The sequence below is a fragment of the Sulfitobacter sp. genome (genome assembly GCF_036961165.1).
In the GTDB taxonomy this organism is placed as follows: Bacteria; Pseudomonadota; Alphaproteobacteria; order Rhodobacterales; family Rhodobacteraceae; genus Sulfitobacter.
This window is the reverse complement of record NZ_JBALVJ010000003.1, coordinates 160,840-174,384: the sequence shown is the minus strand read 5'-3', so window position 1 is coordinate 174,384 and position 13,545 is coordinate 160,840. Positions and strand designations below refer to the sequence as shown.

At 56.8% G+C, this 13,545-nt stretch carries 13 protein-coding genes and 1 pseudogene; 7 read left to right on the top strand and 7 right to left on the bottom strand.

The window, feature by feature from the left end:
* Positions 1–5: 5 nt before the first annotated feature.
* Both V7730_RS03355 and miaB read right to left on the bottom strand, forming a co-directional pair.
* Positions 6–524 carry an OmpA family protein gene (locus V7730_RS03355; RefSeq protein WP_443070181.1) on the bottom strand — a complete coding sequence of 173 codons (519 nt, stop codon included), beginning with the start codon at positions 522–524 and terminating at the stop codon, positions 6–8.
* Between the two features lie 376 nt (positions 525–900).
* Entirely contained in the window at positions 901–2,214 is a 1,314-nt protein-coding gene (gene miaB / locus V7730_RS03350) for a tRNA (N6-isopentenyl adenosine(37)-C2)-methylthiotransferase MiaB (protein WP_335746172.1), read from the bottom strand.
* A 122-nt stretch (positions 2,215–2,336) separates the two neighbouring features.
* Here miaB and V7730_RS03345 point away from each other — a divergent pair, with 122 nt between their 5' ends.
* Positions 2,337–3,206 carry a hypothetical protein gene (locus V7730_RS03345; RefSeq protein WP_335746194.1) on the top strand — a complete coding sequence of 290 codons (870 nt, stop codon included), beginning with the start codon at positions 2,337–2,339 and terminating at the stop codon, positions 3,204–3,206.
* A 25-nt stretch (positions 3,207–3,231) separates the two neighbouring features.
* Here the strand turns inward: V7730_RS03345 and V7730_RS03340 are convergent, their stop codons facing one another.
* Complete coding sequence (locus tag V7730_RS03340) at positions 3,232–3,606, bottom strand: hypothetical protein (RefSeq protein WP_335746171.1); 375 nt, start codon at positions 3,604–3,606, stop codon at positions 3,232–3,234.
* Positions 3,607–3,697: 91 nt separating this feature from the next.
* On the opposite strand from V7730_RS03340, the gene V7730_RS03335 reads away from it, so the two are divergent.
* Positions 3,698–4,810, top strand: a complete 1,113-nt coding sequence (locus tag V7730_RS03335) for a THUMP domain-containing class I SAM-dependent RNA methyltransferase (protein WP_335746170.1) — start codon at positions 3,698–3,700, stop codon at positions 4,808–4,810.
* A 27-nt stretch (positions 4,811–4,837) separates the two neighbouring features.
* Positions 4,838–5,683 carry a 3-deoxy-8-phosphooctulonate synthase gene (gene kdsA / locus V7730_RS03330; protein WP_335746169.1) on the top strand — a complete coding sequence of 282 codons (846 nt, stop codon included), beginning with the start codon at positions 4,838–4,840 and terminating at the stop codon, positions 5,681–5,683.
* Between the two features lie 938 nt (positions 5,684–6,621).
* Here kdsA and V7730_RS03325 read toward each other — a convergent pair.
* Positions 6,622–7,413 (bottom strand): enoyl-ACP reductase FabI, encoded by a 792-nt coding sequence (locus tag V7730_RS03325; protein WP_335746168.1) that lies wholly within the window; start codon positions 7,411–7,413, stop codon positions 6,622–6,624.
* A gap of 10 nt (positions 7,414–7,423) precedes the next feature.
* Positions 7,424–8,653, bottom strand: coding sequence for a beta-ketoacyl-ACP synthase I (gene fabB / locus V7730_RS03320; protein ID WP_335746167.1), 1,230 nt, complete (start codon positions 8,651–8,653; stop codon positions 7,424–7,426).
* Positions 8,654–8,802: 149 nt separating this feature from the next.
* Between fabB and V7730_RS03315 the strand changes: the two genes are divergently transcribed.
* Both V7730_RS03315 and V7730_RS03310 read left to right on the top strand, forming a co-directional pair.
* Positions 8,803–10,182: an NAD-dependent succinate-semialdehyde dehydrogenase gene (locus V7730_RS03315; protein ID WP_335746166.1), complete on the top strand. Its 1,380-nt coding sequence runs from the start codon at positions 8,803–8,805 to the stop codon at positions 10,180–10,182.
* A 77-nt stretch (positions 10,183–10,259) separates the two neighbouring features.
* On the top strand, positions 10,260–10,862 hold the full coding sequence (locus V7730_RS03310; RefSeq protein WP_335746193.1) for an SDR family oxidoreductase: 603 nt from the start codon (positions 10,260–10,262) through the stop codon (positions 10,860–10,862).
* 82 nt (positions 10,863–10,944) lie between these two features.
* Here the strand turns inward: V7730_RS03310 and fabA are convergent, their stop codons facing one another.
* Positions 10,945–11,454, bottom strand: a complete 510-nt coding sequence (fabA, locus tag V7730_RS03305; RefSeq protein ID WP_335746165.1) for a bifunctional 3-hydroxydecanoyl-ACP dehydratase/trans-2-decenoyl-ACP isomerase — start codon at positions 11,452–11,454, stop codon at positions 10,945–10,947.
* 216 nt (positions 11,455–11,670) lie between these two features.
* Here fabA and irrA point away from each other — a divergent pair, with 216 nt between their 5' ends.
* Together irrA and V7730_RS03295 are read left to right on the top strand one after the other, a co-directional pair.
* Positions 11,671–12,090 (top strand): iron response transcriptional regulator IrrA, encoded by a 420-nt coding sequence (irrA, locus tag V7730_RS03300; RefSeq protein WP_335746164.1) that lies wholly within the window; start codon positions 11,671–11,673, stop codon positions 12,088–12,090.
* A pseudogene (locus V7730_RS03295) lies at positions 12,090–12,885 on the top strand (phytanoyl-CoA dioxygenase family protein). Before irrA ends, V7730_RS03295 begins: the two are co-directional and overlap by 1 nt.
* Before the next feature lie 106 nt (positions 12,886–12,991).
* Here the strand turns inward: V7730_RS03295 and V7730_RS03290 are convergent.
* Positions 12,992–13,426 carry an FKBP-type peptidyl-prolyl cis-trans isomerase gene (locus tag V7730_RS03290; protein ID WP_335746163.1) on the bottom strand — a complete coding sequence of 145 codons (435 nt, stop codon included), beginning with the start codon at positions 13,424–13,426 and terminating at the stop codon, positions 12,992–12,994.
* Positions 13,427–13,545: the final 119 nt, after the last annotated feature.

Sequence of the window (13,545 nt, the reverse complement as noted above, 5' to 3'; positions counted from 1 at the left end):
TTCCTTCAACGAATGCAGATAATTTCGACGCGGCGGTTCTTTGCCATGCCAGTGGCAGAGCCGTTTGAGGCTGCGGGCATACGCTCGCCGTAGCCGCGAACATCCGCGATACGTGCGCCAGCCGACTGGGCCACTTTCGCCACAGAGTTGGCGCGGTTGAGCGACAAGCGCATGTTGTATTCATCAGATGCGCGGCTGTCAGTATGGCCGGTGATGATATAGCTGACCGCCTCGTTTTCCACGAAAAAGTCACGCAGGCGTGCCTGACCACTTTTAGAAATACGCGCGCTGTTTGTGGCAAAAAACTGATCGCTTTGCATCACGCCGCAAACGTTGCCGCGGTGGCAGACAGGAATACCCTGACGGTTGGTGTGCGGGCTCATGTAGCCTTCTACGCCGTCATCCATGACCCAGTGCTCGCACCCGTCTGGATCAACCCAGATAGCTGGAATATACTGACCCTTGTCCCGACCGGACTGGCTTTTTGTTTGTGCACTTACTGCAGCGCCTTGCAACGCCAGCATTGCAACAAGCGCTCCACCCGCGGCGATACGGATGGTTTTGAAAAGTGTGTTTACCACAGCTCTTTTCCTTATCTTGTTCCCCAGAAGAACTGCCGCACATGACACAACACACGCAACTCTCTCCATATCCTATCAGGGTAGGTAAAATTTCACACGGTGGAAAGGACTATGTGGCAGATATGGTGTGTTGCTGACTGAAAAGCGCTATTTAAGCCCCGATTCTCGGCGTTGAACGCCCGACGTCGGGAAAATGCCCGCATCCTAGCGCAGCAAAATCAAAATCAAACTCTGTTTTCAGACTTTATTGCGCCAATAACTCGGTAAACTTGCCCGCAAAAGTGGCGAAAACCGGAAATGATGGACCAATACGCCCGCGCTAAATCTCGACAGCGGTGAGAGAATTGGTCATCGCGCGTGTAATACGCACACGCACGACATCGCCGATCTGAGCCGTTGCATCATCGATATGTACCGAGTGCAGGTATTCGGATTTGCCTAACATCTGACCCGAATTACGCCCGGCCTTTTCGACCAGAACCGACAGATCACGACCGACCATGCTCTCCTGGATGGCGCGCTGCTGGCGGGTGATGAGGGCTTGCAAACGCTGCAAACGTTCGTCCGCTTCTGCCGGATCAACCTGTGGGCGCGTGGCCGCAGGTGTGCCGGGGCGCGTGGAATATTTGAAGCTGTAGGCATAGCCGTAGCCTACCTCCTCAACCAGATCCATCGTCGCCTGAAAATCGGCCTCCGTCTCTTCTGGAAAGCCCACGATAAAATCGCCGGACATCATGATATCAGGGCGCACTTCCCTGATCCGCTCGATCAGGCGCAGATAGCTTTCGGCAGTGTGGCTGCGGTTCATCCGCTTTAGAATGCGGTCAGAACCGGACTGTACCGGCAGGTGCAGATACGGCATCAGCTTGGGGGTGTCGGCATGGGCAGCGATCAGATCATCGTCCATGTCGTTGGGATGGGAAGTGGTATAGCGGATGCGCTCTAGCCCGTCGAGCTGACCCAGTAACCGGATCAGCTGTGCCAGCGTCATGCCGCCGTGGTAGGCGTTAACGTTCTGGCCCAGCAAAGTGACTTCGCGCACGCCCCGCTCAACCAGTTCTTCTGCTTCACGCAACACGCGCTCAGCCGGGCGCGACACTTCGGCGCCACGGGTATAGGGCACCACACAGAAGGCGCAAAATTTGTCGCAGCCTTCCTGCACGGTCAAAAACGCTGCGGGCGCGCGCGGCGCTTTGGTGCGGCCCTTGAGGTGTTCGAACTTATCCTCTTCGGGGAAATCGGTATCCAGCGCGGTATGACCCGCACGCACGCGCGCTTCCATCTGTGGCAAGCGGTGATAGGATTGCGGCCCAACCACCAGATCCACAGCAGGCTGGCGGCGCATAATCTCGGCGCCTTCGGCCTGCGCCACACACCCCGTCACCCCAATCTTGAGATTGGGGTTCAAGTCTTTGAGCGGCTTCATCCGGCCCAGTTCAGAATACACCTTCTCCGCCGCTTTTTCGCGGATGTGGCAGGTGTTGAGCAGGATCATATCCGCATCCTCAGCGGTGTCTGTCTGCACGTATCCCTCAAGGCTCTCGGCCATCCGTTCGCTGTCATAAACGTTCATCTGACAGCCATAGGTCTTGATAAAGAGCTTCTTAGGAGTGTCGGTTTTCGTCTCGGACATGGGATGGACCTGGCGTTTATTGTGCGGGAGGGGTTGTTGCGCGGACTATCAGCGCGTGCGGCATCTTGCAATGCACGCCGATATAACCGATTCTACGGCAAAACCCTATGATGCAGGACCTGATGCACTATACCTCGCTTGATCAACTTATCGCGGAAAAAAAATCGTCCTTTGCGATAGGGCCAATTGCGATTGTGCTGGTCGAGGATGATGTAGAGGTCGACACCACCCTGCGGCACCACATCCAACTGGGCTTTGCTCATGTTTTGGCGTTGATGCCTGCCCAATTCGAGCTGCCACGCGATTTGCAGGAAACCGTACAGCGTATTGACTATGATTGCTCACGTGAAGGTGCGACCGAAAACGCTGTCAACGCCATCATCGCCGCAGCACCAGGCCAATGGATATTTTACTGCTACAACGCCGAATACCTCTTCTTCCCGTTCTGCGAGACGCGCGCCATTACGGAAATGCTCGCATTTCATACGGAAGAGCGCCGCGATTCCATGCTCACCTATATAATCGACCTTTATGCAGATGATCTGGACACATACCCTCAAGCGGTCTCGCTGGAGCGCGCGCATCTGGATCGCTCGGGTTATTACGCGCTTGCCCGACCCGACGCCACGAACGACGCCCACCCGAAAGAGCGACAGCTGGACTTTTACGGCGGGTTACGCTGGCGTTTCGAAGAACACGTGCCCCCCGCGCGGCGCAAGATTGACCGTATCGCCATTTTCCGCGCCACATCAGGCCTGAAGCTGCGTGAGGATCACACGTTCTCGAACGAGGAATACAATACTTACGCCTGCCCGTGGCACCACAACATTACTGCCACGATCTGCTCATTCCGCACGGCCAAGGCGCTCAAGACCAATCCGGGCAGCAGGTATGAAATTGATACGTTTTCGTGGCACAATTCTGCCCCGTTTGAGTGGCACTCACGGCAATTGCTTGATTTGGGGCTGATGGAACCCGGGCAGTGGTTTTAACTACGGGGGTCCTGGAACGCACATCCTAGCCAGATATACCTCGGTTAACCTTGATATTGCTGGGCGGCAGCCCACCCTGTGTGCCTGATGTTTGGCCGAGGGCATCTGATGTCCCCAGCTTCTTCAGCGCCCCCGTCTCTTCGCTGTTTGGCGCATTCGCAGCTGCTGCTTGCGGATCACTTGGCACTGAGGATGCAGCAGCCCGTCGCTCATCGCTCGCGCCCATCACCGTCAACGCCATATCTTCGACCATGGTGCGCAATTGCGGCTCGGTCCGCAGCGCCACGACCAAGCAGGCCGTCAGTCCAAATCCGATGATCCGGCCCGCGATACGCGCCTTGCGCGCCCTTGAGCAGCGGCTGACCATCCGCTCTTCGCGGTATGTTTGTGCAAATGTCATCCCGCAGGTTTAGGCACAAATCGCGGCTATATTTTGGCACAACCGGAAAAACCACGTGCAGGCCGCGCAAGCACGCACTAGACCCATGTTTATGAGCGAGCCCCAAACCTTCGAAATCTTTCTGGCAACCGTTCCGGGACTGGAACAAGTGCTATGCGACGAAGCGCTTGAGTGCGGCTTTGCCGGTGCTGTCGCCGTGCCGGGCGGCGTGACTTTTGAGGGGGGCTGGAACGATGTCTGGCGCGCCAACCTGTGTCTGCGCGGTGCCACGCGCGTGCTGGCGCGGATCGGTGGCTTCTTGGCTTTCCACCTCGCGCAGTTGGACAAACGCTGCCGCAAATTTCCATTCGGCGATCTGCTGCGCCGCGATGTGCCCCTCCGTGTTCAGGTCACGACAAAGGCGTCCAAAATCTATCACGCAGGCGCCGCCACTCAGCGCGTTGAGACAGCGCTGACAGACACCCACGGCTTGACGCTGGATCCAGAAGCAACGCTGGTCCTGAAAGTGCGCATCGACGACAACAATGTGCTTTTCAGCATCGATACCTCAGGCGAAAGCCTGCACAAGCGTGGCCACAAAGAGGCGGTCGGCAAAGCGCCCATGCGCGAAACTCTCGCTTCTCTCATGCTGCGACAGGCTGGCTACACAGGGAACGAGCCGGTTGTAGATCCCATGTGCGGTTCTGGCACCTTCGTCATCGAAGCAGCCGAGATCGCGGCAGGCTTGCTGCCCGGTCGCAGCCGCAGCTTTGCGTTCGAACAATTGGCCAACTTTGACGCGGCCACTTTCGATAAGATGAAAGACGTTAAGCCAAAGACGCCGCCCGCACAGTTCTACGGCTCGGACCGTGATGCCGGCGCGATCCGCATGGCACAGGCCAATGCCACCCGCGCAGGGGTCGACCACCTCACCCATTTCGCCAACCACGCCGCAGGAGAGCTGACACCACCCGAAGGGCCGAAGGGTCTGGTGCTCGTCAACCCGCCCTACGGTGCCCGCATTGGCAACAAAAAACTGCTCTATCCGCTTTACGGCACGCTGGGCCAAACCATGCTTACCCGCTTTAAGGGCTGGCGTGTGGCGCTAGTTACAAGCGAGCCCGCTTTGGCAAAGGCCACCGCCCTGCCATGGAAGCCTCAAGGCCCCGCGATCGCCCATGGCGGCATGAAGGTCTGGCTTTGGCAGACCCCACCGCTTAGATAAGATACATTACGTCCAAGGATACGCCCCATGACCCATATCAAAGTCGCAAACGTTACATTCGGCAATGACCTGCCCATGGCCCTCATCGGCGGCATGAACGTTCTTGAGAGCCGTGATTTGGCGATGCAGGTTGCCGAAGCTTACGTGGAAGTCACGACAAAGCTTGGCATCCCTTACGTCTTCAAAGCCTCCTTCGACAAAGCGAACCGCTCGTCGATCCACAGCTACCGCGGCCCGGGCATGGAAGACGGCCTGAGAATTTTCGAGGAGATCAAAGCGACCTTTGGTGTTCCCGTCATCACCGATATTCACACCGAAGCGCAATGCGCGCCAGTGGCCGAAGTCTGTGACATCTTGCAGGTTCCTGCGTTTCTTGCACGACAGACAGACCTGATCGCTGCCGTGGCCGCCACGGGCGCGGTGATCAACGTCAAGAAGCCACAATTTATCAGCCCGCCACAAATGCAGAACATCGTCGAAAAACTTCGCGAGTGCGGCAACGACCAGATCATGCTGTGCGAACGCGGCGCGTGCTTTGGCTATGACAATCTGGTGGTCGATATGCTGGGCATCCGCACCATGCGCGATGTGTCAGGCGATGCGCCCATCATCTTTGATGTGACCCACGCCCTACAGATGCGCGATCCGGGCGGCGCCGCCTCCGGTGGCCGCCGCGCACAAGTGGCAGAATTGGGTCGTGCGGGCCTCGGTGTCGGTCTGGCAGGTTTGTTTCTAGAGGCACACCCCGATCCTGAAAAAGCACTCTGCGACGGCCCAAGTGCGCTGCCGCTGGATAAGTTGGAACCCTTCTTGGCTCAAATGAAAGCCGTGGATGATGTGGTGAAGTCCTTGCCCGCTCTGGATATCACATAAAGCCATTCTTGGCGGACGAGTGTTGGACGCAATCTATCGAAAGCGCTTGATAGAAAAATTACCTAGCAACGACCGCTATGCGGACAAAGAAGAACTTGAGTTTTGGTTCCTATAAACTGATGTTGTTGAGATGTGGGTCCATAAACTCTTCAAGTCTGCTTATATTGCTTCGCTCCTCATCAGCGTCTTTCCAACCAACGCACACTCTGATCCAACAGATTTTTTCCCGTCTATTCCAGTACACGAAGACGACAGAATTCAGGGCGAATATGAGCAGCGAGTGGTTGGGTGTTCATTCGAAATTGCAGATTACTACCCATCGCGGCCGACACCTCGCAGGATACTTAAGACGCTCTTTGATCTCTCACATTATGACACGAGCATAAGTCGTGTGAATGCTCCCTATTCAGGTGGCCGACTCTCATCTCGACACACCGTTGTATGGTTCGCTGACGGTGTGTCTGACGCTGATCTTGAACATGTGAACATCCCTTTAAGGAATTCTCGTCTGTCGTTCGCAGAGCGTCGAAATAATGATACGGTCGCAGCACGAGAAAAACAGGCTCGAATAGGAGAGTTACTCGCTGAGATCAAAGCCGGGAATTTTGACGAATTTGCAGCCCAGAATCATGCGGTATCTTTCAATGTCGAGGGGTCGGAGTATGAAATAGCTCGAGTTTGGGTTGATCGAGCTTTTTAACTCCCCGTCCAACGTGATGATGCGCCGCAACTCATTATTGAAATGAACAAATACCGCTTGGATCACTGCCCTGAACACTGATTGGACTGAGTAATATTGGGCTCAAACCTGCCTTTCGCTGCATTCTGCACGAAGGTCAGCTTTCAAGCATAAGCGTTATACAAGGTGTCATGATGTTCTAAAAAATCAGGCGCTGTCTTGGTACAGCGCCTGTCTTTTAGCAAGTCGGAGAAAAACCTTAGAGGTTTTCTGCCTGCGGCATCCCTAGCACGTGGTAGCCGCCATCGACGTGGATGATTTCACCAGTCGTGCAGGCCCCTGCATCAGACGCCAGATAGACCGCCGTGCCGCCGACCGCCTCCAATGTCGCATTGGCGCGCATTGGTGCGTTCATGTCGGTATGCTTGTAAGTCTTGCGCGCACCGCCAATCGCAGCACCGGCCAGTGTCTTCATCGGACCAGGTGAAATCGCGTTCACGCGGATGCCTTCTGGCCCCAGATCATTGGCCAGATAGCGTGTTGTACTTTCCAGTGCAGCCTTCGCGACGCCCATGACGTTGTAGTTCGGCACGACCTTGTTGGAGCCCTGATAGGTCAGCGTCAGCAACGTGCCGCCATTCTCGACCATCAGCGGATGCGCGCGGCGTGCCACTTCGATGAAGCTATAGGCCGAAATGTCCATGGAGTGCTTGAAGTTCGCGCGGCTGGTGTTCAGGAAGCGGCCTGTCAGCTCAGATTTGTCGGAAAACGCAATGGCGTGTACCACAAAATCAATCGTCGGCCAGCGCGCGCCCAACTGGTCAAACGCCGCATCAAGAGACGCATCATCGGTGACATCAACATCCACCATGAAGTCAGAGCCGACGCTCTCGGCCAAAGGCCGCAAGCGCGTGCCAAAGGCATCCCCCTGATAGGTGAACGCCAGTTCGGCCCCTGCTCCGGCCATCGCCTTGGCGATGCCCCATGCGATGGACCGCTCGTTGGCGACCCCCATAATCAGTCCGCGTTTACCGCTGAGTATTCCAGTCATCTGTCTGATCCTAACCTTGGTACTTCGAAAGGATCATAGATCCGTTGGTGCCACCAAACCCGAAGGAGTTGGTCATCACGGAATCAAGTCCGGCATTATCGACCCGCCCCAACGCGATCTCAGACGGATCAAGCCGCTCATCCAGCGTTTGAACGTTAATCGAAGGCGTGATGAAATCATCCTCCAGCATCAACAGACAGAAAATCGTCTCCAACGCCCCAGCGGCACCCTGTGCGTGACCCGTCATAGATTTGGTCGAGCTGACAGGCGGTGTGCTGCCTTGTCCGAATACGCGGCGGACGGCCTCGATCTCACCTACATCGCCCACGGGCGTGGATGTGCCATGTGCGTTGATATAGCTCACCTTGCGGCCCTCAGGCAGCGATTGCAGCGCCAAACGCATGGCGCGTTCGCCGCCCTCACCTGATGGGGCAACCATATCGTGGCCATCTGAGGTGGCCGCATAACCTGTGACCTCAGCATAGATTTTGGCACCACGCGCCAAGGCGTGCTCAAGATCTTCCAGCACAACCATGCCACCACCGCCAGAGATCACGAACCCGTCGCGATCCTGATCGAACGCGCGGGATGCCAACTCTGGCGTATCGTTATACTTGCTGCTCATCGCGCCCATGGCGTCAAACAGACACGACAGGGTCCAGTCCAGCTCTTCTCCGCCACCAGCGAACATTACGTCCTGCTTGCCCATCATGATCTGCTCTGCCGCGTTGCCGATGCAATGCAGCGACGTCGAACAAGCCGAGGTGATAGAATAGTTGATGCCCTTGATCTTATAGGCGGTCGAGAGGTTCGCGCTGACAGTGGATGACATGCATTTTGGCACGGCAAACGGCCCGATGCGTTTTGTCGCGCCGGTGGTTTTAACGACCTCATGCGCGGCCAGCATTGCAGACGTGGACGGCCCGCCAGAACCAGCAACCAGACCGGTGCGCGGGTTCGAGATGACATCCTCGGACAGACCGGAATCTTCGATCGCCTGCCCCATCGCAAGATAGGCATAGGCAGCGCCCGGCCCCATAAAGCGGTAGGTGCGCTTGTCGATATGCGCGGCCGGATCAATCTTGAGCGTGCCCGCGATGCGGCTACGGAACCCGTGCTCAGCCATTTCGGGCGACGCGACAATGCCGCTTGTGCCGGCCTTGAGCGATGCTTTGACCTCAGTGGCATTGTTCCCGATGGACGAAATGATCCCCAAGCCTGTGACGACGACGCGGCGCATATGCAGCACTCCCTGTTATATTCCTCCCCCCTTATTAGGCCAGCGTGCCGCGCAGGTGCAAGCGGGTAGCGCATTGGCACACTGCGGGACCGGTCGGAACTAACCTGCTTCGCCACGTGTTTAGATGGTAACAAGAGAAGGAAATCGAAATGTCGAAGTTCACCACAATAAATCCCGCGACCGCAGAACCCATCACCAGCTACACCCAGATGAGCGAAGCAGAGGCTTTCGCCGCCGTTGATGACTGCCATGATGCATTTGAGGACTGGCGCCTGCTTAGCCATAAAGAGCGCGGCACGCACCTCAAGGCCATTGCGCAAAAACTGCGCGATAACAAAGAAGAGCTGGCAAAGCTGATGACCCGCGAAGTCGGCAAGCTGTACAAAGACGGCCTGACCGAGGTTGAGCTATGCGCACGAATCTTTGAATACACTGCCGAAAACGGCCCGGACGCGCTCAAGGACGAAGAGCGTACACACTCAGGCGGTAAAAAGCGCGGCATCGTCACGTATCAACCGATTGGCGTGATCTATTCGATCCAACCGTGGAACTTCCCACTGTATCAGCCCGTGCGCGTGCTGGCCGCCAATCTGATGGCAGGAAATGGCTGTGTTCTGAAGCATGCCGAGATTTGCACAGGCAGCGGTCTGCGCTTGCGTGAATTATGCGTAGAGGCGGGTCTGCCCGAAGATATCTTCAAAGTGATCGTGATTGACCACGACGTGAGCGACACCCTGATCGCCTATAAAAAAGTGCGTGGTGTGACCATGACCGGCTCCGACGGAGCAGGTCGCCACATTGGTGCGAAAGCCGCTGAAGCGCTGAAAAAGACAGTGCTGGAGCTGGGCTCGAACGATGCCTATCTGGTGCTGGAGGATGCTGACATTGAGACGGCGGTAAAATTCTCTGTCATGGGGCGCCTCTATAACAACGGCCAAACCTGTGTATCGGCCAAACGCTTCATCGTCGCGGACAAGGTTTATGATGCCTTCATCGACGCCTATGTCGAGCAGATGTCGAAAATCCCGATGGGCGACCCGATGGATGAGGCCACCAAGCTGGGACCATTGTCGAGCACGGAGCAGCTTGAAACTGTACGCGACCAAGTCGAGCAAAGCGTAAGCAAAGGCGCAAAGGTGCTTTGCGGTGGCGAAGTGCCCGACCGCACCGGTGCCTACTACCCAGCAACCGTTCTGGGCGACGTCACCCCCGGCATGCCAGCCTATGACGACGAAATCTTTGGGCCCGTCGCCGCCGTGATCCGCGCCAAGGATGATGAAGACGCCATGCGCATCGCCAATGACAGCCGCTACGGCTTGGGTGGGGGTATCTTCTCACAAAACGAAGAGCGCGCGATTAAACTTGCGCGGGTCCACTTTGACACCGGCATGATCCGTATCAACTCCTTCGGGGCAGCCGATCCGAACATGCCATTCGGTGGCGTTAAGGACTCCGGCTATGGCCGCGAACACGGTGGCTTTGGCATGAAAGAGTTTGTGAACGTCAAAGCTGTGTACCTGCCTTCCTAAAGGCCGCGAAATCCACACATCAAATGGGCGGCGCATCTCTTGTGCCTCCGATATCAAAGGAAAATTATTTCATGACTATGAATGTACTCGTCGCTGGCTCGACCGGCAAAACCGGAAGCCAACTTGTCGCAGAGATCAAGGAACTGGGGCAAACCCCCGTGGCACTTGTGCGCGAAAGCTCGGACACCAGCGTGCTGCCTGACGGCGTGGCTACGCGGATCGCCGACCTTACCGATCTCAACGATGACGTATGCGCCGATGCGGATGTGGTGGTTTTCGCCGCAGGCTCAGGCGGCAGCACCGGCGCCGGCGCCGAAATGACAGATAAAGTAGACCGCGAAGGCGCAAAGCGGCTAATTGACATCGCTGCTAAGTCGGGCGTGAAACGGTTTGTTATGCTCAGCTCTGTCGGGGCAGACAATCCGAACCCTGAGGGTGACCTTGCCCACTATCTTGAGGCAAAGCACGCTGCAGATGAACATCTGAAGGCGTCCGGTCTGACCTATTCCATCCTACGCCCGGTCGCACTGACCGACGGTGGCCGGACGGACAACATTAAACTGGGGTCTGACGTAGATAAATCCGCCCAAGCCAGCCGCGCAGACGTCGCCCACGTGTTGGCGGATGCAGCTGTGAACGGATCCTACGACGGTCAGTCGCAGGACATGCAATCCGCCTGACAGATGGAAATCTAGGGAAATGCGCCCTGCTCCGATCCTTTATACTCTTACTGAGCCGGATCGGAGCAGGGTCTTTTTAGTGTCAGCTCTCTGATAGAGCGACCTTCATGTCTTTGACCTGATAAATAACTTCACCGTCCGCCTCTACGATACCATCAGCGACGCCCATGGTAAGACGGCGTGTCTGAATCGCTTTCGTGAAATCGATTTTGTACGTCAGCATCTTGCGATCAGGACGCACCATACCGGTGAGCTTCACTTCGCCAACGCCCAGCGCATAGCCACGCCCCAGCCAACCGCGCCAGCCAAGGTTGAAACCCGTCAGTTGCCACAAGCCATCGAGACCCAGACAGCCGGGCATGATCGGGTTGCCGGGAAAATGGCATTCAAAAAACCACAGGTCAGGATTGATATCGAACTCTGCAACGATATGACCCTTCCCGTGCGCTCCGCCGTCCGCCGAAACTTCGGTGATCCGGTCCATCATCAGCATGGGGGGCGCCGGCAATTGCGCGTTACCGGGGCCGAATAATTCGCCGCGCGCGCATTTCAGCAAGTCATCTTTGTCAAAACTAGTGGGGTAATCTGCCATCGGGCTGTTCTCCTGCGCATCTTTACAATGGGGGCCAAGTAACACTCTGCAAAGCCGAGCCGCAAGAGCGCTCCGCGTCACATTGGATGTGACACCTCTCCTAAAGTTGCGGTTTTCCGGTCGCATCGTGCGCCAGAGCCGTCTGTCGCAGCATTTGCAATTGAAAATCAGGGCCATCGTCCTCTATATTGAGGCTAGTCCGCAAAGAGGTCCGACATGTCTGATACCTATCTGGAAACCGGAACGAAATGGCTTGCCACAGCAGGGCTGCGCCCGACGCGCCAGCGCCTGACATTGGCGTCACTTCTGGTCGGGGATGGCCAGCATCGCCACGTGACCGCTGAAAGCCTTTTTGAAGCGGCAAAAGACGGCGCCGACAGTGTGTCGCTTGCGACCGTCTACAACACCCTGCGCGCTTTTTGCGATGCGGGCCTGCTGCAAGAGGTCACCGTAGACGGCTCTCGTAGCTACTTTGACACCAACACCCACGATCACCCGCACTTCTTCTGGGAGGATGAGGCGCGTCTGACCGATGCCCCCTCTGACCAACTGGTGATCGCACAGCTGCCCGACGCACCCGAAGGCGCCGAGATTGCGAGCGTCGACGTCGTGATCCGTTTGCGTAAAAAATCCTGATGTCTCACCCGTTAGTGAGCCAAGAAACCATTGACGCCTACCAGCGAGATGGCGTCGTCGTGATCCGTGGTTTGTTTGCAGATCATGTAGAAACACTGCGTGCCGGGATCGAGCGCAACATCGCCAACCCTGGCCCCTACGCGTCGAACAATGACAAAGCAGGCGAGACGGGGCGTTTTTTCGACGATTATTGCAACTGGCAACGCATCCCCGAGTTTCAGCAAGTGATTGAAGCGTCTCCAGCTGCCGAAGTGGCTGCCGATCTGATGAACTCCAACCACGTACAGCTTTTTCATGACCATGTGCTGGTGAAAGAGCCGGGTACCTCCATGGCAACGCCGTGGCATCAAGACGGTCCCTAATACTTTGTCGAAGGGCGCCAAAACGTCAGCTTCTGGTCCCCGCTTGACACAGTGACTGATGCTGCGCTGTGTGGCTGGCTCACATCTTTCGGACAAACCTGTTCTTCCCACCCGCTGGGCCAAGAATGAGCCATTTTTTGACCCGGCCCCCTATATGCACGTCCCCGATCCAGACGCCGAAGATATGGATATTCGTGAATGGCACATGGCACCGGGTGATGCCGTCGCCTTTAATTATGGCATCCTGCACGGCGCGCGGGGCAATACCTCCCCAAACCGTCGCCGCGCCTTTTCGCTTCGCTTACTTGGCGATGACGCACGCTACACCCAGCGCCCCGGCCCGACCTCACCGCCATTCCCCGATCACGGCATGACCCAAGGCCAATCCTTGCGCAAAGACTGGTTCCCAACCCTTTACACACGCCCCGAATAGAAAATTCCGCCCGGCGAATCGGACGGCATTCTATAGCATTCGGCTGAAAATATCTTGGGTGTGCCAGTAGCACAGGCGGGGGCTGCGCCCCCTACCTCCCAATTTATCAGGCCGCGTCGATCTTCACCAGTTCGATATCGAACTGCAGGTCCTTACCGGCCAGCGGGTGGTTTGCATCCAGCGTTACAGTCACCTCGTCCACTTCAATCACCGTCACCGGCATCGCCTGACCATCCGGAGTTTGCATCTGCAATTGGATGCCTACTTCCAGCGGAATTTCTGGCGGGATGCCTTCGCGCGGCACAGCCTGACGCATTTCGGGGTTCACCTGACCGTAGGCGTCATCTGCGCCGATGTTGACCACTTTCTTGTCGCCCACCTGCATGCCGGGAATCGCCACGTCCAGACCGGGAATGATCTGGCCGGAGCCCACGGTGAACTCCAAAGGATCGCGCCCTTCCGAGCTGTCAAAGGTGGTGCCATCCAAAAGGGTACCAGTGTAGTGCAATTGTACAGTGTCGCCTGCCTGAACTTCGGCCATATGTCGTCTCCAGTCTGATCGGGGAAATGGGGCGGAGGCCGCGTATCTGCGCAGGTGCTCCGAAAGATGGCCACACCCTTTCAAGCCACGCGCAAAACCACAACCCCCTTTTCGCCCTT

Coding starts and splice junctions, on each gene's coding strand:
- V7730_RS03355 (WP_443070181.1), bottom strand. CDS start 524: ATGCTGGCGTTGCAAGGCGCTGCAGTAAGTGCACAAACAAAAAGCCAG.
- miaB (WP_335746172.1), bottom strand. CDS start 2,214: ATGTCCGAGACGAAAACCGACACTCCTAAGAAGCTCTTTATCAAGACC.
- V7730_RS03345 (WP_335746194.1), top strand. CDS start 2,337: ATGCACTATACCTCGCTTGATCAACTTATCGCGGAAAAAAAATCGTCC.
- V7730_RS03340 (WP_335746171.1), bottom strand. CDS start 3,606: ATGACATTTGCACAAACATACCGCGAAGAGCGGATGGTCAGCCGCTGC.
- V7730_RS03335 (WP_335746170.1), top strand. CDS start 3,698: ATGAGCGAGCCCCAAACCTTCGAAATCTTTCTGGCAACCGTTCCGGGA.
- kdsA (WP_335746169.1), top strand. CDS start 4,838: ATGACCCATATCAAAGTCGCAAACGTTACATTCGGCAATGACCTGCCC.
- V7730_RS03325 (WP_335746168.1), bottom strand. CDS start 7,413: ATGACTGGAATACTCAGCGGTAAACGCGGACTGATTATGGGGGTCGCC.
- fabB (WP_335746167.1), bottom strand. CDS start 8,653: ATGCGCCGCGTCGTCGTCACAGGCTTGGGGATCATTTCGTCCATCGGG.
- V7730_RS03315 (WP_335746166.1), top strand. CDS start 8,803: ATGTCGAAGTTCACCACAATAAATCCCGCGACCGCAGAACCCATCACC.
- V7730_RS03310 (WP_335746193.1), top strand. CDS start 10,260: ATGAATGTACTCGTCGCTGGCTCGACCGGCAAAACCGGAAGCCAACTT.
- fabA (WP_335746165.1), bottom strand. CDS start 11,454: ATGGCAGATTACCCCACTAGTTTTGACAAAGATGACTTGCTGAAATGC.
- irrA (WP_335746164.1), top strand. CDS start 11,671: ATGTCTGATACCTATCTGGAAACCGGAACGAAATGGCTTGCCACAGCA.
- V7730_RS03290 (WP_335746163.1), bottom strand. CDS start 13,426: ATGGCCGAAGTTCAGGCAGGCGACACTGTACAATTGCACTACACTGGT.